The 21,843-nt window shown below is 37.6% G+C and carries 24 protein-coding genes; 13 read left to right on the forward strand and 11 right to left on the reverse strand.

The genetic code is table 11. The annotated features are described in order from the left end of the window. The first annotated feature begins 5 nt into the window (after window positions 1-5). The 6 genes from BMS_RS09485 to BMS_RS09510 all read left to right on the forward strand — a co-directional run bounded on the left by BMS_RS09485 (window position 6) and on the right by BMS_RS09510 (window position 6,362). Window positions 6-827, forward strand: coding sequence for a Phenylacetic acid catabolic protein (locus tag BMS_RS09485; protein WP_014244594.1), 822 nt, complete (start codon window positions 6-8; stop codon window positions 825-827). Between the two features lie 4 nt (window positions 828-831). Next, a complete protein-coding gene (locus BMS_RS09490) occupies window positions 832-1,695 on the forward strand; it encodes a 3-hydroxyacyl-CoA dehydrogenase family protein (protein WP_044557473.1) in 864 nt (287 codons plus the stop codon). After that, entirely contained in the window at window positions 1,682-2,362 is a 681-nt protein-coding gene (locus tag BMS_RS16960) for a 3-hydroxyacyl-CoA dehydrogenase family protein (RefSeq protein WP_052590643.1), read from the forward strand. Before BMS_RS09490 ends, BMS_RS16960 begins: the two co-directional genes overlap by 14 nt. A 9-nt stretch (window positions 2,363-2,371) precedes the next feature. Continuing rightward, window positions 2,372-3,571 (forward strand): thiolase family protein, encoded by a 1,200-nt coding sequence (locus BMS_RS09500; protein WP_014244595.1) that lies wholly within the window; start codon window positions 2,372-2,374, stop codon window positions 3,569-3,571. Between the two features lie 16 nt (window positions 3,572-3,587). Next, on the forward strand, window positions 3,588-4,850 hold the full coding sequence (locus BMS_RS09505; RefSeq protein WP_014244596.1) for an NAD(P)/FAD-dependent oxidoreductase: 1,263 nt from the start codon (window positions 3,588-3,590) through the stop codon (window positions 4,848-4,850). Between the two features lie 258 nt (window positions 4,851-5,108). Next, a complete protein-coding gene (locus tag BMS_RS09510) occupies window positions 5,109-6,362 on the forward strand; it encodes a hypothetical protein (RefSeq protein ID WP_014244597.1) in 1,254 nt (417 codons plus the stop codon). A 48-nt stretch (window positions 6,363-6,410) separates the two neighbouring features. Here BMS_RS09510 and BMS_RS09515 read toward each other — a convergent pair whose 3' ends face one another. From BMS_RS09515 to BMS_RS09525, 3 genes are read right to left on the reverse strand one after another with little or no spacing between them, the layout of a single operon-like run. Beyond that, a complete protein-coding gene (locus tag BMS_RS09515) occupies window positions 6,411-6,857 on the reverse strand; it encodes a Spy/CpxP family protein refolding chaperone (protein WP_014244598.1) in 447 nt (148 codons plus the stop codon). An 18-nt stretch (window positions 6,858-6,875) separates the two neighbouring features. Then, on the reverse strand, window positions 6,876-7,985 hold the full coding sequence (locus BMS_RS09520) for an outer membrane protein assembly factor BamB family protein (protein ID WP_014244599.1): 1,110 nt from the start codon (window positions 7,983-7,985) through the stop codon (window positions 6,876-6,878). Beyond that, window positions 7,985-8,653 (reverse strand): YfgM family protein, encoded by a 669-nt coding sequence (locus BMS_RS09525; protein WP_014244600.1) that lies wholly within the window; start codon window positions 8,651-8,653, stop codon window positions 7,985-7,987. The genes BMS_RS09520 and BMS_RS09525 overlap by 1 nt, the downstream gene beginning before the upstream one ends. Before the next feature lie 167 nt (window positions 8,654-8,820). Between BMS_RS09525 and BMS_RS09530 the strand changes: the two genes are divergently transcribed. Together BMS_RS09530 and BMS_RS09535 are read left to right on the forward strand one after the other, a co-directional pair. Further along, the gene (locus BMS_RS09530; protein WP_044557474.1) at window positions 8,821-9,318 is read left to right on the forward strand and encodes a hypothetical protein; all 498 of its coding nucleotides are present in this window, start codon (window positions 8,821-8,823) and stop codon (window positions 9,316-9,318) included. Window positions 9,319-9,325: 7 nt separating this feature from the next. Further along, entirely contained in the window at window positions 9,326-10,093 is a 768-nt protein-coding gene (locus BMS_RS09535) for a hypothetical protein (RefSeq protein WP_014244602.1), read from the forward strand. A gap of 3 nt (window positions 10,094-10,096) precedes the next feature. Here the strand turns inward: BMS_RS09535 and BMS_RS09540 are convergent, their stop codons facing one another. The 5 genes from BMS_RS09540 to BMS_RS09560 form a co-directional block, all read right to left on the reverse strand. Continuing rightward, complete coding sequence (locus tag BMS_RS09540) at window positions 10,097-10,948, reverse strand: phosphatase domain-containing protein (protein ID WP_014244603.1); 852 nt, start codon at window positions 10,946-10,948, stop codon at window positions 10,097-10,099. A 12-nt stretch (window positions 10,949-10,960) separates the two neighbouring features. Beyond that, on the reverse strand, window positions 10,961-12,802 hold the full coding sequence (locus tag BMS_RS16965; RefSeq protein ID WP_014244604.1) for a ribosome biogenesis GTPase Der: 1,842 nt from the start codon (window positions 12,800-12,802) through the stop codon (window positions 10,961-10,963). Between the two features lie 9 nt (window positions 12,803-12,811). Continuing rightward, on the reverse strand, window positions 12,812-13,792 hold the full coding sequence (gene era / locus BMS_RS09550; protein WP_044557475.1) for a GTPase Era: 981 nt from the start codon (window positions 13,790-13,792) through the stop codon (window positions 12,812-12,814). Beyond that, window positions 13,782-14,594 carry a ribonuclease III gene (rnc, locus tag BMS_RS09555; RefSeq protein WP_157868268.1) on the reverse strand — a complete coding sequence of 271 codons (813 nt, stop codon included), beginning with the start codon at window positions 14,592-14,594 and terminating at the stop codon, window positions 13,782-13,784. Before rnc ends, era begins: the two co-directional genes overlap by 11 nt. Before the next feature lie 252 nt (window positions 14,595-14,846). Beyond that, window positions 14,847-15,578 (reverse strand): hypothetical protein, encoded by a 732-nt coding sequence (locus BMS_RS09560; RefSeq protein ID WP_044557476.1) that lies wholly within the window; start codon window positions 15,576-15,578, stop codon window positions 14,847-14,849. A gap of 143 nt (window positions 15,579-15,721) precedes the next feature. Here BMS_RS09560 and BMS_RS09565 point away from each other — a divergent pair, with 143 nt between their 5' ends. Next, a complete protein-coding gene (locus tag BMS_RS09565; protein WP_014244608.1) occupies window positions 15,722-16,702 on the forward strand; it encodes a tyrosine-type recombinase/integrase in 981 nt (326 codons plus the stop codon). Here BMS_RS09565 and BMS_RS09570 read toward each other — a convergent pair. After that, window positions 16,692-17,534, reverse strand: coding sequence for a hypothetical protein (locus BMS_RS09570; protein WP_044557478.1), 843 nt, complete (start codon window positions 17,532-17,534; stop codon window positions 16,692-16,694). The two genes, BMS_RS09565 and BMS_RS09570, sit on opposite strands and share 11 nt — an antisense overlap. A gap of 126 nt (window positions 17,535-17,660) precedes the next feature. Here BMS_RS09570 and fsa point away from each other — a divergent pair, with 126 nt between their 5' ends. Continuing rightward, on the forward strand, window positions 17,661-18,305 hold the full coding sequence (fsa, locus tag BMS_RS09575) for a fructose-6-phosphate aldolase (RefSeq protein WP_014244610.1): 645 nt from the start codon (window positions 17,661-17,663) through the stop codon (window positions 18,303-18,305). A 145-nt stretch (window positions 18,306-18,450) separates the two neighbouring features. Then, window positions 18,451-19,284: a matrixin family metalloprotease gene (locus BMS_RS09580; RefSeq protein ID WP_014244611.1), complete on the forward strand. Its 834-nt coding sequence runs from the start codon at window positions 18,451-18,453 to the stop codon at window positions 19,282-19,284. On the opposite strand, the gene BMS_RS09585 is transcribed toward BMS_RS09580, so the two are convergent. Both BMS_RS09585 and BMS_RS16970 read right to left on the reverse strand, forming a co-directional pair. After that, the gene (locus tag BMS_RS09585) at window positions 19,262-19,510 is read right to left on the reverse strand and encodes a hypothetical protein (protein WP_014244612.1); all 249 of its coding nucleotides are present in this window, start codon (window positions 19,508-19,510) and stop codon (window positions 19,262-19,264) included. The two genes, BMS_RS09580 and BMS_RS09585, sit on opposite strands and share 23 nt — an antisense overlap. Continuing rightward, window positions 19,510-20,091, reverse strand: coding sequence for an RNA polymerase sigma factor (locus BMS_RS16970; RefSeq protein ID WP_014244613.1), 582 nt, complete (start codon window positions 20,089-20,091; stop codon window positions 19,510-19,512). Before BMS_RS16970 ends, BMS_RS09585 begins: the two co-directional genes overlap by 1 nt. An 85-nt stretch (window positions 20,092-20,176) precedes the next feature. On the opposite strand from BMS_RS16970, the gene BMS_RS09595 reads away from it, so the two are divergent. Both BMS_RS09595 and BMS_RS09600 read left to right on the forward strand, forming a co-directional pair. Continuing rightward, complete coding sequence (locus BMS_RS09595) at window positions 20,177-20,902, forward strand: DUF547 domain-containing protein (protein ID WP_014244614.1); 726 nt, start codon at window positions 20,177-20,179, stop codon at window positions 20,900-20,902. Continuing rightward, window positions 20,893-21,828, forward strand: coding sequence for a radical SAM protein (locus BMS_RS09600; RefSeq protein WP_014244615.1), 936 nt, complete (start codon window positions 20,893-20,895; stop codon window positions 21,826-21,828). Before BMS_RS09595 ends, BMS_RS09600 begins: the two co-directional genes overlap by 10 nt. Window positions 21,829-21,843: the final 15 nt, after the last annotated feature.

Genomic DNA, 21,843 nt, shown 5'->3' on the forward strand with positions numbered 1-21,843 from the left:
GGATTATGGCAACAGCAAGAGAGTACACTCCAGAGCAAAAAGCTCTTTTTGAAGAAATCAAAAATGGTAGAACTTTTGACAAGGGCGAAGAGTTACCAGAATTTTATAGAAAGCACCTAACGAATCTACTATGGATGCAAGGTGACTCTGAGTATTCAGGGGCCATGGGTTATATGCCTTGGATTGAAAAAGCACCTACTCTACGTGAGAAAGTTATTGTTGCTCAAATCGTTAAAGATGAAATGAGACACGCTTCAGTTATTTACAAAATCCTTGAAGACCTTGGTCACGATACAATAAAGCACGTTGAGAACACTGAACTTGAATATAAACTAGAAGAAGATGAAATCAATATTGGTTTCAAGAGATTAAAAGACGACTATAGAGTTAATATCTTCTATTACAATATTAACCATTGGACAGACTTTATTCTCTTTAACTTCTTAATGGACAGGGCAGCTGGTCACCAATTAGAAGATACGCTTCAATCAAGCTACCTTCCTTGGAAAAAAGGTATTGAAGGAATTTATAAAGAAGAAGTAATGCACTTAACTCACGGTGATAAGTGGGTGAAGATCTTGGCCCAAGAAGCAGATGATAAGAAATTTCTTCAAGAGCGTCTAAACCTCTGGTGGCCAAGAGTGATGAACGTCTTTGGTTCAACGAGAGGAGCTGCCAACGATCTCTACGTAAACCTTGGTCTTAAAGCAAGAACTAACGGTGAAGTAAGAGATGCCTTTGTTAAAGAAATTCAAGTTCTATGTGATGAAGTAGGACTCGTAATCCCTGAGTACAAAGAAGAAGATCAACCTAAGAGAGATTCATAATTTTATGAAATTAGATTCAATTCTTGTTATTGGAGCAGGCACAATGGGGCGAGGAATCGCCCAGTGGTTTGCTCAACAAGGAGTGAGTGTACAGCTCCTAGATAATAATGATGATATAGCCAAAGAGGCCATTCAATCAGTACAGGCCTCTTGGAAGAAATTAGAGGCCAAGGGCAAGTTTCAAGCTAGCGAAATTCAAAAGTTCAAAGAAAATCTCTCTGCCTCAACATGGGAAGAGATAAGGCCCGACACTGACCTAGTCATTGAGGCCATCATTGAAGATGCTAAAATTAAAACCTCAGTATTTACGAAATTAGATAGTATTTGTAATGAAGACACTATTTTCGCATCTAATACTAGCTCTATTCCAATTTCAAGTCTGGCCAAGGAATTGCCAGCAAAGAGAAGAGAGAACTTCCTAGGTCTTCACTTCTTCAACCCAGCTCCTATTATGAAATTAGTAGAAGTCATTAAGGGACATTGGAGTAAGCCTGAGATGATTACCTTCTTTGAAGAGTGGTTCACTGAAAAAAAGAAAGAAGTCGCAATTTGTAGTGACTCTCCTGGCTTCATCGTCAATAGAGTTGCAAGAAACTACTATGGGGAATCCCTTCGCATTGTTTCCAATTACGATGTCGCAAAAATGCAAGAAGTAGATAAGGTACTTAAGAAATGTGGTGGTTTTAGAATGGGGCCATTTGAATTAATGGATCTTATAGGAATCGATATAAACTATAGTGTTACTGAGTCAGTATGGAAGAGTTTCTACCATGAGCCTCGCTTCGCTCCACACCAACTACAAAAGAAAATGGTTGATAGTGGACGACTAGGTAAAAAGACAAAGGGTGGTTTCTATGACTACGAATAAGAAGTTTCTCGTTCTCGCCACGAAGAACCATCCTTTTTATCAAAAACTAAAAGAGAGTGACGTGATCTTCTACGATCTAGAATCACACGCTCCTTTTGAAGAGAAGTGGTCACACTATATGGAGTGCGACCTTGTACTCGACTTCACAGTGATAGAGCCTGAAAAGAAATTTGAATTATTAAAACACTTAAATATTCAATTTGATTTTCCAATAGTAAGTGATTTAAGCACATATTGGGGAGAATTATTTCTGGAGAAAATCTCAGGGCTTCGCGGGGCCATTTCACTGAATTTTCCCTCCCCTACGAATTGCTATGAATACTACGCTATAGACGAGAGAACAAATTCAGGCCTAACAGATTTCTTTGAACTTATTGGTTGTGAAGGACTACGAGTGGCCTGCCCGGGTGTTGGCTTCACTTATCCTCGAGTTATCTCTATGATTATCAACGAAGCCTATTTCTCACTTGAAGATCAATTAGCAAGGCCAAAAGACATAGACACAGCAATGAAGTTTGGAGTGAATTACCCTATGGGTCCATTTGAATGGGCGCAGAAAATTGGGCACAAGAATATTTTAAGGTTATTAGAAGAGCTCTATAAAGTAACTGGTGATCCACGCTATCGCCCAAGTCAAAAGTTACGACTAGAGGCCAACTTAATTTAAGGAAATACTATGAAGAAATCATATATTGTTTATGCCAAGAGAACACCTATTGGAAAGCTTGGAGGCGCTCTTTCTCATGTAAGAGTTGACGATATGCTGGCCCATCTTTTTAAAGATATTAAAGAATGGGCAACTTTTGACCTAGAAGAAGTTGACGACGTTATCGCAGGCTGTGCTAATCAGGCCGGTGAAGATAATAGAAATCTTGCCCGTATGGCCTCTACATTAGCAGAGTTTCCATTTGAAGTACCTGCGACAACTATTAATAGACTTTGTGGTTCTTCACTAGACGCAGCCATGGATGCTGTGGGAAGAATCAGCGCAGGCTTTGGAGACTGCTTTGTTATAGGTGGTGCAGAAAGTATGACTAGAGCACCTCTTGTTATCTCTAAAGGCTCTACTCCCTTTGGAAGAGACTCAAAAATGTATGATACAACTTTTGGATGGCGTTTTCCTAACCCAAGAATGAAAGAGCTTTTTCCGCTCCTTGGTATGGGAGAGACAGCTGAGGTCGTAGCTGAGCAATATAGTATATCTAGAGAAGACCAGGATAAATTTGCACTAGCTTCACACCAAAAGGCTCACGCAGCTTGGGAAGAAGGAAGGTTTAACGATGAAGTGCTTCCTATAGAAGTTAAGCTTAGAAAGAGTTCTCATACTGTTTCACGTGACGAAGGTCCTAGACCTGATACGAACCTAGAAGTACTTGGAAAACTTAGAACAGTTTTCAAAGACGGTGGTTCTGTCACGGCCGGTAACGCTAGCCAAATGAATGATGGTGCAAGTGCTGTAGTTATTGTATCTGAAGATTTTTTAAAGAAACATAACTTAACTCCTCTAGCAGAAGTCACTGGGGCGGCAGTTAGAGGCGTACACCCTAATGTGATGGGACTAGGTCCAATTGAAGCAGTAAAAAAACTATGTAAGGACTTTGATAAGAAAGTTGAAGACTTTGACGTCTTTGAATTAAATGAAGCCTTTGCAGCTCAATCACTTGCTTGTATTAGAGAGCTTGGAATTGATGAAGAAAAGGTCAATTTAAATGGTGGAGCGATCTCCCTAGGTCACCCACTTGGATGTTCAGGGGCGAGGATTCTGACCACCTTAGTACATATTATGAATAAGAGAGAGGACCTTAAAGAAGGACTCGCTACAATGTGTATAGGAGTAGGACAAGGAATTGCCCTTTCAGTTAAAAAACCTGAGTAAGAACTGAGATAGAGAAGTGAAGAAGAAATTTTCGACAATTATCATAGGAGCTGGTTTTGGTGGTCTCAATGCGGCCATAAAACTGGGAAAGAAGAACCAAGAAGTCCTCCTAATAGATAAGACCAATCATCATCTCTTCCAACCCCTTCTCTATCAAGTTGCTACAGCAGGACTCTCCCCAGCCGATATTGCCACTCCAGTAAGAGAGATTTTAAAGAAGTATCCATCAATCACAATTATAATGGATGAGGTCTTAGATATTTCTAAAGAAGAAAAGAAGCTCTCCCTAAAGTCACTTCACACACTAGAGTTTGATAATCTTATAGTGGCCACAGGAGCCAGGCACTCATACTTTGGAAATGACCAATGGGAGCAATATGCTCCAGGCCTAAAGAGCTTAGACGATGCTCTAAGAATTCGTGAAAATGTCCTCAAGAGTTTTGAGAAAAGTGAGCTAGAGAGTGATCAACAAAGAATTGAAGCTCTCACTACTTTTGTTATTATTGGTGCAGGACCTACAGGTGTTGAAATGGCCGGCGCGATCGCAGAGATTGCCACAAAGACACTGGCGAAGAACTTTAGCAATATAGACCCAAAAACATCTAAGATATATTTAATAGAAGGTGGAGACCGCGTACTAAGTACATTCCACCCTACACTCTCAGAGAAATCAAAGAAAGATCTAGAGTCTCTTGGAGTTATTGTTAAGCTCAACTCATTTGTAAAAGATATTAATGAAAATGGAGTTCTTGTAGGTGAAGATTTCATACCTACAAAGAATATTGTTTGGGCGGCAGGAAATAAGGCCAACCCAATATTGAACTCTCTAGATATTGAGCTAGATAGAATGCAAAGGGCCATTGTCCAAAATGATTGTAGTATCAAAGGACATCCCGATATCTATGTCATTGGAGATGCGGCTTGCTTTCAAGACGGAGAGAGAACACTACCAGGTCTTGCCCCTGTTGCGGCCCAACAGGGAAAGTACGTAGCAACTATCATTTCAAAGAGACTTCCTAAGGGAAAGAGAAACCCTTTCCACTATATGGATAAAGGTTCAATGGCAACGATTGGAAAAAGTAAGGCCATTCTAGAATTTGGAAAAATTAGAATCACTGGGTTTATTGCTTGGTGTGCTTGGTGCCTTGTTCACTTACTCTTTCTAGTTCTTTTTAGAAATAGAGTCTTTATCTTCTTTGACTGGGTCTATAGTTACCTCACAGAACAAAGAGGTGCGAGACTCATAAAGAATGGTCCTTCCAATAGAAATATTGACTAAATGGCTATCTAAAATAAATATATAGCCCATGTGCTTATCATATAAATATTAGATAAGTAGTTAAAGTTATGTGCTTATTAAATTTCATTATCAATTTAACTATTTCTCTAAGGTGTTGGGCCTATTGCATATATCTCATAGAGGAGTATTCTAAAAATGAGATGAATTTAGCGATTCCGACAACTGAATAAATTCTCCTGTCCCAATAGCTCTTTTCACCTTTTTACTAAATGAAAAAAAGTAACTAAGGAGAAAGAAATGAAAAATCTAGTTATTGCACAAATCCTTTCAGCACTACTGCTCGCCTCTTGTGGGGGATCATCAGGTGGTCCTGCTCCTGTCTCTCTTCCCAACTCGGTAGATAATTCAAGTGCCGAAAACTCTAATCAACTTTCTATTGATGATGGAGTCATAGCTCCCGTTAAAATTGTTGATAAAATCCCTAGCCTAGCACCAGTAGTAGCTGTAGCGGTACCTTCTATTCTTTACGAGAATATTGCACCAATCCCTCTTAGTGAGAGAAAAGAAAGCTCAAGAAAACTCAGCCAAGTGGGCCAACAAGTTAAGGCTCCAGTTTCTGCTGATCAAAAAATTGTTGATAAAGAGAAATTTTCAAATAAAGGACAAGGACAAGCTGTCGTTAGTAATTACCCTGTTCCCGTCCCAAATCCTTCACTAATTCCAGTACTACCCAATAGTGGGCAACAAGTACAAGTGATCGCTCCCCCAGTTCTCTACTCTGACATTGCCCCTTTAATTGTGGCGGATAAAAAAGAGGATAAGAAAGAACTTTCAATTGATGATGATCAAAAAGTCTCTGCTGCATTAGTTGATAAAGACGATGTTGATTTACTTGCCAATAAAAAGGACGATGATAGATACGATTATCCTGCACCTGCTCTAATTCAAGTTAACGTTCCAGATCCTATTGTTGATCAAGATGCTATTATTCAAAATAGTGATAATGTTAAAGCAATTGGAGTTGATCTCTATGAACTAGAGATTGCAAAATCTTACGATATTGCTGATGAAAAAGTTGCAAACTTTGTTATTCCAAACGTCTACTCAGATATTGAAATACAAGAAGTACAACTACTGGTAGTTCCAAACGGTGTTCCTGATGGTTATAGAATAGAATCAAATCTCTATAGTAAAATTCAACTCTCATACATCAACTCAGCAGGTAATCCACAAAGAATTTGTCTTATCCCAAACGCCCACTACTTTGATGAAGAAGTTGTAGGAGGAGTAGAGATTGTGGTTTCAGATAATGACTTTGAAGCCGTTTCATTTGAAGGAGTGAGCGATTGTAATAATATTCCTTACAATCACAACTTAGTTGAGCTTGGAGACTATATTGACTTAGATCAATCTGTTAGACAATCAAGTGTAGTCCTCTCTGTGGCCCAACAACCAAAATTCATTGTCTCCAATGACTTCATCAGAAATGATTCTCGCTTAGCAAGTAAAGTCGGAATCCGAGCGAAGATCATTTTAAAAGCGATTAAATAAATCGCTTACAAAAAGGCCTCTCAAAATGAGAGGCCTTTCTTTTTTAAATTAAAACTTATGCATTATTTCAAACCAAGGATCATCGTAGACATGAACTGCGTCTACACCTAGAATTTTCTTTCCTTGGCGATACTGCTTCATAGAGAGTTCGTACCTCTGAATAATCAGTTTCTTAATCTTCAAAGAAGTAATATCAAATTTTCGTTGGTCAAACTTCTTTGCTACAAGAGTCTTAAGCAGAACGGCCCTATATTCTCTAATTTGATCTTCTAAATTCAAGGCCTCTTTTCTATTAGCATTGTAAATAGCGATGAATTGATCCTTCTGCTTCTTAGTTAATTTCGAATTCTCTAAAATCTGGCGACCTTTATCCATAAGCTCTTTTTCATTATGAATAGGTCCAACTGACTTACGGTCCTGGGCAATTGACTTCTTTGTAGATGTCGCACAACCAGTAAGAGCAAGAGATGTTAAAATGATAAAAAGGAACTTCATATTTTACTCCTAATTAAATTATTCAAAAACGTAGAGTCTATTTCTAGAACTAAAAGCAGCTAAGTACTTATCTGCGAGTTCTAGTTCACCATGAACTCCACTATAGGCATGACCAAGTTCAAATTGATCTTTAACCTTAAAATTTACTTCGTCGAGCATAAGAATCTTTCCACCAACAGAACTCACTACAAGTCCTCCTTTCCATGGAACGATACTACTTACAGGAACCTTAGATACGCTTATGAGCTCTTTCTCTACTAAGTCCTTATCTAGAACCGCAATATCTCCAAAGATAGTTGGAACAAGGAGCTGGGCATTGTAGACAATTGGCGCGCGAGAAACTTTATAAGACAGCCTTCTTTGCACTTGTCCTGAGTCAGGATCTAAGATAACGAGATCACCGTTAATAGAACCAGAGAGAATACTATTTTTAAAGAGTACTGGACTTGAGTCAACATCAACAAATTTATTTCCTGTAGAGAGTCTTCTCTCCCAAAGAATAACACCCTCTTCTAAACTAAAAGCAGCAATTTGACCGTCTGCAAATCCAACATAAATCTTGTCTTTATAGATGAGTGGTTTTGATGCTCTTTGAATAGTCGTTAAATAAGGGACTGATCTCTTATAAGACCAAAGGATTTTTCCCGTGTTCACGTCGAGACAGAAAATTTTGTGATTACGTGTATGAAAGACAAGTCTATCTTTATAGATTACACCTTGAGTTTCAATTGCTGCATCTAAATCAACAATATACTCGGCCTTTCCAGTAAGAGAGTGTCTCGCAAAAACTCTTCCCTTAGCGTTTCCATAAATAACCCAATCTTTATAGATAACTGGTTTAGAATGGTAAGCACCGTCGTCGTACTTAGACCAAATCTCTTTCCCATTATCTAATTGGTAAGCTTTCATATAGCCTTGGTTATGACCAATATAGAGAATTCCATCATGAATAAGTGGAGAATTTAGAGCAATTGGAAGATTGCCTGTCTCGTGAAGAGGGTCTTGGTTTTTATTCCAAATAACTCTAAAAGCAGTTCTCTTCTCTTTAACTCCCTCAATATTTAATTTCTTAATTGTTGAGCAAGAAGCGAAAGAAAAGAGTAATGTAAATAATAGTAATGAGCGCACTAAGACTCCATTTGAGCAATGTAGAGCTTCGCTAACTTAACAAACTCAGCTTGGCTCATATTATCAATTACGTATTGAAAGTTAGTCTTTGCTTTTTCCTTGTCACCTTTCTTTAAATAAAGTCTTCCAAGGTCAAGGTAAGTCTTAGACTCCATAACTTTAATATTGGCCTTAACAATCACTTCTAAATCTGCGATTGCATTATCAACTTGGTTAAGGTCTTCGTGGTTTACCGCCATTCTAGAGTAAACAAAGTACTTAATATAAGATTGCGATTGATCCTTAACTGTAGCAAGTACTTTTAAAGAATTCTCTAAATCACCTTGCGAAGTTAGAACATCACTACTTGCAAGTGCAAGAGGAGTAAGACCGACAAATCCACTCATAGACTTTGCCATTTCAAGGTAAGCAGCCGTATAGTCCGCTCCAGTCATAGTTTTCTTAGTTAAGTTCTCTAGGTTCTTATTTTTGAACTCAAAAACAACAGAGCTAAGCTCATCGTTTTTGCTACCTTTATACATTGAGTAACCACCCCAAGCGAAAACGCCTAAAATAATCAGAGCAACAAATCCGATAACAGAAGTCTTATTCTTAGCAATAAATGATCCAAGCTCTGTTTCTTGTAATGCTTCATCTACAGGGTTATGAGGTGTTGTTGTTGTGGCCATAATTACATCCTTATCTTATATGGTCATTCACAATGCATAGCATTGATCCTTATTAACTTAATCTAATTTTGAAATTTTAGAATCCTAAGCCTAAGTTGTCAAAAATAGAAAGATTGGTTTATGATAAATAATAAGAAAATTATAATTATTTTGTGCAAGGAAGCATGATGAAGTATTTAAATATCTTTAAATTAGTCATTATAACAACTCTCCTCTCTCTATCACTGAGCAGTAAGGCCTTAGAACGTACTGGACGACTAGGGATTGGGATGTCCAATCAATTTCGAACAGATCTACCTGCAATATCTTTTAAAATACAGAAGTCAAAGTCGACTGCAATTGGAGCTCTTGCCGCAGTAGATACTGATGAGAACGAAGGTGGTTGGGGAGCTGGTTTTAAGCTCTATCGAAATATCTTTGAAGAGCCGCAACTCAACTTCTACGGTGCCGTTCTAGCAGCAATGATAAATGAGAAGCAAGGAAGTGGCAGATCGCAATCTGGTTTTCAATTTGACCTTACTATGGGGAGTGAATTTAGCTTCTCAGGTCTATCCAGTCTTGGATTTAGTTTTGAGTTTGGAGTATCATTAAATAAGATAGATGATTTTAGGGTCCAAACAGTTGGCGACTCTTTCATCGTCGCGGCAGCTCACTTTTATCTATAAGGAATAAATGCTTTTTAAAAATATACAAAAGATTCTCTTAGTTTTTATCATTACAACAAATATCTTTGGACAGGCCGGAGTGAATGACGGCTTTAGTATCGAAGAGGAAGACCTCAATATTGGCGGAGATATTTTCTCCGACTTCAATGAAGATATTGAAAGTAATCAAGTAATGGAAGATGAGAGATTTTACCGCTATGGACGATTCTTCACCTTCTCTTTCTCTCTTGGTCTCACGACTTTTACTGGAAATCGAGGAGTTGTCTACGAGAACGAGCATCCAAGTTACGGACTCCAATTAAGTATCTTTAAAGACTTTCAAACGGCCATTTCAATTGGAATTGGTTTTTCAAGACATAATATGTACTTTGACCAAACTAACCTAGAGGGCTTCAATGGTGAGGCTCCAAGCTTTGTCCAAGTAAGCCAGCTAAGAGTGTACACTGGATATAAGTACTATATCGACACATCAAATCTTGGAACAGCAATCACCTACTCCAACCCTTATATAACGGGAAGACTAGAGTATTGGTATACGACCAATAAATTCATCGACAATGAAAACATCCCAAATAGAAATGGTGGTGGACTTGGTGTAGGTCTTGGTGGAGGACTAGAGTTCCCTATCAAGCTCAAAGAGTCGTACCTAGGAATTGAATTCCTTTACCACAATGTAAATTTCTTTGATAAGAACACTGGCGCATATAGGCCAGTGATTGAAGACTTAAGTGGTGATGCTTTCACCACTATGATGTCATATATTTGGAATTGGTAGAGATTATCTACAGGCCTTCTTCAGTTTATCTTCAATAGATGAAACAAGTTTTTCAATATCTTTTGAAAGATGAACACTTGGCCTCTCGTAATTTGCCATAAATGGTCTACAATCACTCCACTCTGGTACAACTTGCTCATAGAGATCTTCATCACGTGAAGTTATGTAGCGATGAACTTTTGAAACAATATTCTTTAATTGCTTTTCAGAGATTAGCCCTTTTGCATAGAACTCAAGTGCAAGATCACTTCCAGTAAAGTATGCCACTTGCCCAGGAGCAAGATCTACACCTTTCTTCTCATCGTCATCTTTGTGACTAGGATTATAAACTTGATGAATATAAGTGGTAATCTTCTTATTTGGAAAAGCTTCACTTACAGCTTTATAAGCACCTACGTCATGCTGTCCATTATCTCCAATGAGAATAATTTCATCATAAGACTCGGCCTTAACAATCTCACTTACAGTACTTGTTTTAAACTCTAAAGTGTCTCTTCCAGTCTCTTTACCAATAACTGCAACTTGAGGAAATCCTGATCTAGAGATAAACTCACGACCAAACATTTGAATTCTTCCCGACGCCGCAGTTACATAGATAAGAGATCTATTTAAAGAGTGATTATGTCCTCTAAACTTCTTACAATAATCTCTCTTTTCCTGAGTTTCTTCCTCATTACAAAGAAAGTCATTATAGAGTTCTGGTAATCCGATGAAAGGATTCGTTGAACGAAGTCCACCAGTGAAATAGCCCAATACATTCGTTCGCTTCAATGTATCGTCTATATCTGAAATAACTAGCGTCTTAGCACTTACGCTTAAGTTAATTAAAAATAAAAAACTCAATAATACTTTCATCGTCTCTCCAGCTTAATCGTTTAACATCATTGCCATCTTAGACTTCTTCATCCTCTTTGCCAAATCGTTACCTGTTCTAAAGATAAGGTGAACAGGAGTGTTATAGAGTTTAAACCCTGAACGTATTGAATTTACGAGGTAACGTCTATAGTGCTCAGGAATCCCTTGAGACTTATTCGTAAACATCAGAAAAGTCGGAGGTCCCGATTTAATCATAGATGTATACTTAACCTTAAACCTCTTAGCACCCTGGCTTTTTGCAATAACAGGATTTCTCTCAACGAGATCAAAAACAAAGCGGTTCAGCTCACCTGTAGGAATATTTCTACTTCTAACAAGTATAGTTTTCTTTAAGGCCTCTTTAAGTTTCTTCATTCCCTTATTATGCTTGGCGGAAATTGTAATAATATCGCAGAAATCAAGCCATGGAATATCTCTTCTTAAATTGTTTAGCCATTCTCTCTTAGCTGCTTCATCAGGAAGCTGCTCTCTCATGAGGTCCATTTTATTAAGGGCCACAATTACGGACTTACCTTTTTCAAGTGAGATATCAATTAGACGTCTATCTTGGTGACCAATACCATTAGTGGCATCAATCATTACGATTACAACATCTGATTCTGTAATACTTCTTAAAGAGCGGTAAACTGATTGTGATTCAATGAAACCATTTACAGTTTTCTGTCTTCTAATCCCTGCCGTATCGATAATATGGATTGATCTCCAATGATTATCATCTTCTTTCTTCTCTACGGTCTCAGAACTCTCAGTACTTAGTGTGATCTCTTCTTCAGAGCTTTCTTCACTTTCTTCATTGAAGACTTGATCATAATTCTTATCAAAAGATTCACTTCTTTGTTGATCAAGCTCTTCTGTTACTAGAGTTGTAAGTTCATAATCAACCTCAAAGTGCTCCATTCCAACATTCTTATCCGAATCTTCTTCAATGGCATAAGAGTCAACCATCTGCTGATAAACATCGGCATTATTTCTTCTAAACTCTTCATACTGCTTAAAGAGTAGCCCGTCATTTGATGAGAAACCTTGATCTTCTTCTAAGATTTTTGCTTCTTTACCAAAGTAGAGATCAAAGAATCCTTCAATAGGATCGACTGTTGTCCCAGCAATATCACTAACGAGAGCTCTCTGCGCCCCAACAAGTAAGTTTAGTAATGTAGACTTACCAGCATTTGGTGCTCCAATAAGAGCAATCTTAGAAACAACTTCCTCACGTGGAGTAACACCTTTTGAAATTTCAGGCATTGACTTAAGCGCTCCATTTGAGAACTCGCTCGCCAATCTTTGTATCTTTTCACGAAGAAAAGTTACACCACGACCGTGAGTAGCACTCGTTGTAAAGAGCTCATCCGAATCAATTCCAAGAGAATAGAAGTCAATCTCTTCTCCGGCTTGCTTGTCAGAATCATACTTATTGGCAACAACAAGAAAAGGCTTCTTCGTTGTTCTAATATAATCAGCAATTGTATTGTCAAAAGGAAGTGCTCCTTCTCTAACATCTACAACAAAGAGTACAAGATCAGATTCACCGATGGCCATGCGAGCATGGTCAGTCATAATATTGAAGAATTTATTTGCATTCTCTTCTTCACTATTTCTTCCTCTCTCATCAATTCTCTCAGGATAAAAACCTCCTGTATCAACGAGAATGATGTCGGCAGCATCTACATCTTGAAGATCTTCAATTGTAGTAATTCCATAGTGTCTATCTCTAGTAACACCTGGTTGATCGTGGGTAATTGCTTTGTGTTGTTTTTGCATTAATCGGTTAAAGAGAGAACTCTTACCCACATTAGGTCTCCCGATTAATGAAACTACCATTGATCTATTTTTCATAATTATTTCCTATCTACTACGCCACACTCTATTTGAATTCTTTGCTCTTGGTAACCCAAGCTCTTCAAGAATATTATTATTCTTAAACCACTTAGGAGACACTTTTACGTGAAGGTTTAAGTGAACCTGTCCACCTACCATCGCTTCAATTTTCTTTCTTGAGCGCGTTCCAATTTCCTTAATCATTCCACCTTTTGAACCAACAACAATGGCCCTTTGAGAAGGACGATTAACTAGGATTGATGCTGAGATATGAGACTTAACTTTTGTCTCAGTCTCACCACGTTTTGGTTTCATATCTTTATATTCATCAATCACTACAGCGAGTTCATATGGCAATTCAGCATTTAATAATTCAAATGCCTGCTCTCTGATATATTCAGTTGCAAAGAATCTTTCATTCTTATTTGAAACAGATCCATCACCATAGTAGTGAGGCCCCGGAGCCGCTTCGTCAACCAGTAGACCTGTAAGGTTGTGCATATTAGTTCCATCTTTTGTAGAAATAACAATTCCCTTCTCGATCTCAGGCATTAGCTCTTGCATCTTATCCATAACAAGTGACAAAGGAAGCTCTTTATAGTTCTCTACGCGATCACATTTAGTGAATAGAACCCAAGTCTTAGCAAACTTGTCACTTTCCATATTCTCTTTAAAGTCTTCAAGTTGACCGAGAACAGGTCTAGTTAAGTCTACAAGTAAAAGATTTAAATCAGCTCCATCAACACCTTCTCTCGCTTGCTCATTTAATCTCTTATTTAACTCTTGGTTAGTCTTGTGTAGACCCGGAGTATCTACTAAAACAATCTCTGTTCTATCAACAGTGAATACACAGTGAATTTTATTTCTTGTTGTCTGTGCTTTATTTGTAACAACAGATAAGTCCATTCCTAGTAAGTAATTTACTAGTGAACTCTTACCAACATTTGGTGCACCAAGAACGGCGACCATAATAGATTTATTGTCTGGGTGTTGATGTTCAATTAACATTTGCGCTCCTTTTTGCGTATTCTTCAATTTTTATAATTATATTTTTTGCTAATTTCTGTTCACCTTTCTTCTTAGAAGAGAACTCTCCCTTTTCTAAGAATTTATCTAAAACACTTGCCTCTACTTCAAAATTTCCATTTGAAAGCTCTTTAGCCGAGTACTTTGGCAATGTTTTAAAAAGAGACATCGTCATCTCTTGTAAGCGACTCTTTGAATCGAATTCTTGCAGTCTCTTTTCATCTAAATAGATTTGACCGCTTAATTTTTCATAATTTTCAATAATAGAAATAAAACTCTTCTTAGAAACTTCAAGTGATGAGTCTTTATAAATAGCTCCGAGTACTGCTTCGAATACATCACTGAGTATAGAGCTCTTTAAGTTTCCTTGTGCCTTAAGTTCACCCTTTCCAACCAACACAGCTCTTTCTATCTCAAGAGAGCTTGCCAACTCTTTTAAGCTCACTTCATTCACTAAGGAAGCTCTTAATTTTGACAATTTTCCTTCTACCATAGCGGGAAATTTTTCTTGTAAGAGATCAGTAATGATTAAATCGAGAACACTATCTCCTAAGAACTCTAGTCGCTCATAAGATTTCTTTGAATCACCAAAACATTCGTGACCAAAAGACGAATGAGTAAGCGCTTCGTAAAGAAGGGCCATATTTTTAAATTTGTGGGAGATATTTCTCTGAAGGTTAAGAATGATTTCCTGATCCTTTAATACTGTATCTAATTGTGAAAAATCAGAGATACTCTCTCCAAAATTTTCATGCATAAAAACAGAAGACAAAGTCTTGTTCATATTAAAGGTCATCGATTACTCACTCTTATTCAAATTTTGCTAATAAATAGCAAATAAGCTCTTTGATTTCAATAGTTTTGAAAATATTAGCTTATATGCTTGTAAAAAATGGGTGCATTGAAATTTTTATAAAGCCTGTTAGTTTTCTAGCACCAATAAAAAGACTCGACCCCAATGCTTTTAAACACTTAGGTCGAGCCATTTTCACATATAAATCTTATTTAAGACGTGTGTGGATGTCAGGACAAGATTCTATAGCTTAGATGCATCAGCAACACACTGAGCTTGGTAGTAAGTATTTGTAGAAGTGCTTCTACAAGCTGCAATTACGTCAGCAGGAACTTTTCCCTTACCAGCAGATGCGACACAAGTTCCAGCGTATGTAGAGTTTTTGATCTTTACACACTCTTGTACTTGACGTGCATTTGTTCCAAACTCACCAGCATCGTCTACACACTGTGCTGCATAGTAAGTATTAGATAAAGTTGCACAAGCCTCAATTACTTTTGCTCTAACTTTATATTTCTTAGCGCTATTTACACAGTATGAAGAGTAAGTTGAGTTACTAATTCCACTACAGGCCCTAATTGAAGCAGCTAAGTCAAAACGAGGAGCTCTTGGATTAAGTTGATCTTGAAGATCTTGGATTTGATTTTTTAAGTCTTGGATTTTATCGTTCTTTCTATCGATAGTATTTTCAAGTCTAGTGATAGTAGAGTTAGCTAGAGATAGATCTTCTCTTAGTCTTCTAACTTCACCATTGTTTTGACCATTTCTAAGCTCTCTTTGACATTGGTTCAATTGACTTTCAGTCGTAGATAATAAGCTCTTAAGTGTTGCATTTTCACTCTTTAGATTTCTAACGTTTTCACGACAATTCTTTAGTCTTGAATTTGCGTTGATATTAACATCAATATCAAAATCTCTTGCCTGAGCGCCAAGAGCAACAGTGGCTAGTGCCATTCCTAGAATAACCTTTTTCATTCTAAACTCCTCTCTAGTGTTATGAGGACGCAAGATAACACCATGCAACATAAAAATAAATATACTTTGAAATTTATACATGACCCTTATTGGACAATGAAAGAAGCAAAGAGATAGAATAATAGTCTAAAGAGGAAAATCCCATGCAAAAGAATAGATCATTTAATGAATTAAACCTTAATGAATTACAGAATAACTTCTTTTCCAAACTTAAGGCCATGGGAAGAAGTCAAAATACATTAAAGAATTATAAAACTGATCTAGATTGCTTTAATCAATATCTAATAAAGAATGAAGGTGAAACTGACATCACACATTTTGGAATGCCCGAAGTTCAGCACTACGGACAATATCTCGAAAAGAAATATAGCTCAGATAACTCTAGAAGAAGACGAGTTCAGGCCCTTAGAATTTTCTTTGACTATCTTGTTGAAGAAAATCTCTTTGAGAGTAATCCTGTAAGAAAGCTACCTACATCTCCAAAGTTCTTAGATATTCCAAGGCCTACTCCTTTTATAGATGTAAAGACTCTCTGGGTTTCTCTTCTAGAAGAGGCCACTTCAAATAATGAGATGAATGCTCTCATTGCTCGTAGAAACCAAATTGTTATGTTACTTATTTACGGTGCAGGATTGAAAGTTTCTGATTTAAGTAAACTTAAAACAAGTAATATATTTTTAGAAAGTGAAACTCCAAGAGTTCTCATCTCTCACCCAAAGAGAGATCCATATACAATTGCACTGCCGAAAATATTCACACAAGTTTTTGAAGAATATATTTTAAAGCTAAGTGATATGAAGATTAAATCTTCTATTAATTTTGATGAACTTCTATTTAACGCAAACCCTTATCGCATCCTCTCGGGGTCACTTAGTCCTAGAGGTTTAGAAGTCATCTTCGAAGAGTATAGAAAGAAACTTCAAATTACTCTCACTCCTAAATCCCTCAGACAAGCTTGTATCTTTAAATGGCTTCACCAAGAACACGACGAGACAAGTATCAAAGAGTGGATGGGAGTTGCTCCTACATATAGCCTTAAGCTCTACAAAGAACATATGAATAATTATATTTATAATGAGAATTTCTTGGGCGAGCTCTATAAGAACTATCTCTCTAAAGCCTAGGCTTAGCTTTCCCTGGTCTTTTACCAACCGGAATTCCAAGATCATGGTCTAGGTGCCAGCGATCAATAGTTAATTCGTCTTTATCAATACGATAGAAATCAAGATCTTCGTCTATATTGTCGAGACGCTGGATAAGTTCTTTTTGAAGAACAATTTGATCCTTCTTATTAAGCTGTAATTCTTCTAAGGCCCTTTGCTTCTTCTTTCTTATGCGCATTATCTCTCTATCAAACTCTGCTGCAACTTTAACCTTCTGCTGGTTATAAGACCAAATGAAGTGGTTAACACCATTGAGCTGCTTAAAGAAACTTCTCTTTCTTTTAAGGAGAACTCCTCTATAAATTGAGGCCTCTCTCACTCTCTCAGCAAGACGAAACGACTTCACCACTAAGACAGTTCCTCTTCTAAAGTATTCATTCTTTCCCCAACAAGGAATTAAATCTTTAACAAAGACAACAAAGTACTTATCCTCAACTGATCTCACATAGGCTTCACACTTTTCACGCTCTTTCATACTGGCTATATTGAAGAGTATTTCATCACCTGCTCGAAAGAATTTAATATTTCTATTCTCTGAGGAGATCTTAATAATATTTGAGGTCTTGTCCCTATCAGTTACTCTGGCAGAGAAGGACGAGTAATCGAAATCCTTGTCGTAGAAAGAATCCTCATCCTCAAGCTGCTCCAACTTTGTAATATCTTGTTGTAGTTCCTGGGCAAGTTCTTTTGAGAATTTTGAATAATCCACAGCATCCTCACCACTTTTTACCTGAGCATTCTTTGCTAAACTAATGGGGCCTAAGAGGGCTATGATTAGAATCAAATATTTCATACTCCTATTATGACCCATAATCCCAGAAAAATCTCTAGGGAAGAGATATCCGACTTATCTATTTACTATGAAGACTCAGACGGTTAAGCTATGGTCATAAATTTCTGACAAATTAAGGAGAATATAATGGAAATTTTTCTAGACACTGGAATGGTTGATGAGATTCGTGAAGCTGCAAAATGGGGTGTTATTGACGGTGTAACAACTAACCCAAGCTTAATTGCCAAAACGGGTAGAAGCCAGGCCGACGTCATTAAGGAAATTTGTGAAATTGTTGATGGTCCAATCTCTGCAGAAGTTATAGCTACAGACGCGCAAGGAATGATCAAAGAAGGTCAAGAACTTGCTAAGATTCACGACAATGTTGTTATTAAACTTCCTTTAACTGAAGAAGGTATCACAGCTTGTAAGTGGTTCTCTGACAATGGAATTAAAACAAATGTAACACTTTGTTTCTCAGTTAATCAGGCCTTTCTAGCAGCAAAGAATGGTGCAACTTATATCTCTCCATTCATTGGAAGATTAGACGATATCGGACACGATGGAATGCAATTAATTGATGAAATCAGAACAGTCTATGACAACTATGGATTTACAACAAAAATTCTTGCGGCTTCAATCAGACATTGTACTCACGTTAGAGACGCTATGATGGTTGGTGCTGATGTTGGAACAATGCCAATTAATGTCGTCAAAGCAATGTTTAAGCACCCTCTTACTGACAAAGGGCTTTCTCAATTCTTGGCCGATCACGCTAAAGCAAACGCCTAATATCCCACAATAACCGACAATAGGCCTCCAGAACTGGAGGCTTTTTTGTCAGGAATTTCCTAAATTACCTTATCCTATAGACCGAGAAGTATTTATTAACCCCACCTGAAATTGGGGACTTACTAGGCTATAGGAAAATAACTTCATGAGGGCAATTCTTCTAATTACATTTCTACTTACTCTCGCTTCCTGCAATGGTTCAGGAGGGGGAAAAACTCAAGCCCTGGGCGGAAGATCACCAGGCAGTGCAGATGACGATCTCCCGATTCGTTGGGCAGACTCAGCTCTTCCCCTGAGTATTCAGATATCAGGTGACTTCTCATTTGCTCCTGCTGATATAGACGGGGCCGGTAGAAACCCGATTGAACAAATGCAAAAGGAATGGGACGACGCTGTTACAGGAAAAGTCCTCTTCAACTACCCTGCGCCAGCTGCCGCATCTAAAGGCAATGACGCCTTATCAACTTATAAAGATAGTGTCTTGGGTGTCTATATTTCTGACGACTGGTTTTCTAATATTTCAAGTAGCGCTCTTGCCATTACTCAGTTCTACGCCTACAAGATGACGGGAAGCAGAGGAGAATATTACCAACTCTCCCACGCAGATATTATTGTTAATGAAAGAGATTATGACTTTAGCTACGATCCAAACTCTAATACTGACTATGATATGAGTACAGTAATTCTTCACGAGCTCGGTCACCTACTGGGTCTAGACCACCAAAGCGATGGTGCCGTTGCTGCAGTCATGCAACCTTACTTGAGTATATGGGAATCAAACCGAGCGCTCTTTAGTGATGATGCAAGTAGGATTAGTGACAACTATACTGACTCTGCTCTTAGCGCTGGTAGCGCTAGTTATCTCCCTAGCGGAATTCCAGATGGCACGGAACTTCACGGTGTCATAGAGTTAATGGCAAGTGGAGAATGTAAGCACTATCACAATGGAAAGCTAGTTAAGAGTCACTTTTCTTTTTAAGTGAATCAAAGGCCCTTTTCTCGAGGGCCACAATATCTTCTTCGCAGGCCTTTCGATCTTTTACAATAGTTTTAAATTTAACACTCACTTCCTCAATACTCTTTGAGTAATTGCGACACTTACTACAAATGAAGAGGTGTAAATTATAATTAAGCTTCTCAAAGCTATTAAGCTCATCTTTGAAACAAGTTAATTTTGAAATTTCTTGGCACGTATATAACTTCACTATTTAGCACCCTTTCTCTCTATACACTCTTTTAACCGAGTCTTTGAGCGATATAGAAGCTGTCTTAGATTAGTGCTTGAAATCTCCAAAGTGTGACAAATTTCTTCACTACTAAGCTCTTTAACTACCTTCAAATAGAAAACTGACTTCTGTATTAATGGAAGCTTATCCATACACTCTTCAATAATACTTAAGCCTTGAGTATTTACGAGGGCCTCGTGAGGGTCGCTCGGCCACTCACTTTGCCAGTGACCATTATCCACAAAGCGAGCCTCCATAACTTCTTCAATGGGGTCGTACTTCTCGTACTTTAAAATCTGCCGCTTGTACTCACTCACCTTATTGTAGAATATTCCAAAGAGAAAAGTTCTAATATGACTTCGCCCCTCAAATTTATGAACGACTTCAAAGAATGTCAGCCAAGTACTATGTGCAATATCCTGTGATTTTTCGCGCCCAAAACCCATCCCCAGAGCTGCATTTAACAAATGTCCTGAGTAGGCAGAGATAAGGATCTCCATGGCGCTTTGGTCCCCTCTTTTAAGAGAGTTAATAAAGTTAGGATCAGAGAAGTTTTGCAAGAGAATTCCTTAATATTTTTCATTATTCTAAAGGAAAGTATAATATAATTCTAGTTATACTATTTATTTATAATCAGGGGCATAAATGAAATTATTCATTCTCTTACTTCTAAGCACTATCCAAGTTGCAAATGCATTTGATCACTCTCACGTTCTTTGGCAAAAAGTTTTAGATGAGAATTTGCATATTAAAAATAAGCAGGCCCTATTAGACTACAAGAATATAAAAGAGAAACCCTTATCTCTCAATCAATACCTTCTCCAACTCTCCTCACTTAAAAAAGAAGAATTTGATAATTTTACAAGAGATCAAAAACTAGCTCTTCTCATTAATGCCTATAATGCACACACTGTGAAGTTGATCATCGATCACTATCCGGTGAAGAGTATCAAAGATATTGGTTCACTTTTTACAAGTGCATTTAAAGAAGACTTCTTTTTCTTTCTCGGTCACAAGAGAAATCTAGATTGGATCGAACATGAAGTGATTAGAAAGAAGTATAAAGAACCAAGAATTCACTTCGCTCTCGTCTGCGCAAGTATAAGCTGTCCTAACCTTCAGAAGAAGGCCTTCACAGCAAATAACCTAGAAAAGCTATTTGAGTCCTCAGCACATTTCTTTATTAACAATGCAACAAAGAATGACTACAAAGATGGAACTCTCTATCTCTCAAAAATCTTCAAGTGGTATAGGTTAGACTTTAAAGGTCTTAGAGCTTTTATAAAAAAATATTCAAAGCATAAAGAGATTACAGATAAAACACCAATCCAGTGGCTCAATTACAACTGGGAGCTAAATGAATGGAAGTAAGTAAATATGCTAAGTGGGAAAATCGCTACACCACAGCTAAGAATGAAGAGCGAGGTAGCGTACCATTCACTTCACTAAAAACTCTCTGGTTTAATAGTGGAACCCTATGTAACCTTGCATGCGATAATTGCTATATTGAATCGAGTCCAAAGAATGATCGCCTCGCCTACCTCACTCTAGCTGATGTGAAGAAATATATTGATGAAGTCAAAGAGAACTCTTGGCAATTAGAGAGCATCGGAATTACTGGTGGAGAACCTTTTCTAAATCCACATATCATAGAAATACTCGAAGAGTGTTTATCTCTTGGAGTTCCAGTTCTAGTTCTTACAAATGCTCATAAAGTATTGAAGAGATGGGAGAAGAAATTACTAGCTCTTAAAGAACAATACTCTGATCTCCTTCGCTTAAGAGTTTCCCTCGATCACTATACAAAAGAAATCCATGAAGGAGAGCGAGGAGAAGGAACCTTCGCTCCTACTATGAAGTCCTTAGAGTGGCTCTATCTGAATGAATTTCATATTAGTATCGCTGGAAGATCTCTCTTTAAAGAGAGTCAGGAAGTAGCAAAGCAGGGTTATGGGAATCTACTTAAAAAGCATAAAATAGATATTGAAATCTCCCCAGATACACTTGTTATTTTCCCAGAGATGAAGGCCACAGAAGATGTTCCAGAGATCACAGTAGATTGCTGGAATATATTGAATGTCTCCCCTACAGACCAAATGTGCTCAACACAGAGAATGATCGTAAAAAGAAAAGGAGAGGCTTCTCCTAAAGTTCTCGCCTGTACACTCATTGCATATAACAAGGAATTTGAATTGGGCGAAACTCTCCTTGAGTCATTTAAAGATATTCACCTCAATCATCCATTTTGTGCAAAATTCTGCGTATTAGGTGGAGCAAGTTGCTCAAGTACTAATTAAATTTCCTTGAAAAGA

Origin of the sequence: Halobacteriovorax marinus SJ (genome assembly GCF_000210915.2) — a bacterium.
In the GTDB taxonomy this organism is placed as follows: domain Bacteria; phylum Bdellovibrionota; class Bacteriovoracia; order Bacteriovoracales; family Bacteriovoracaceae; genus Halobacteriovorax; species Halobacteriovorax marinus.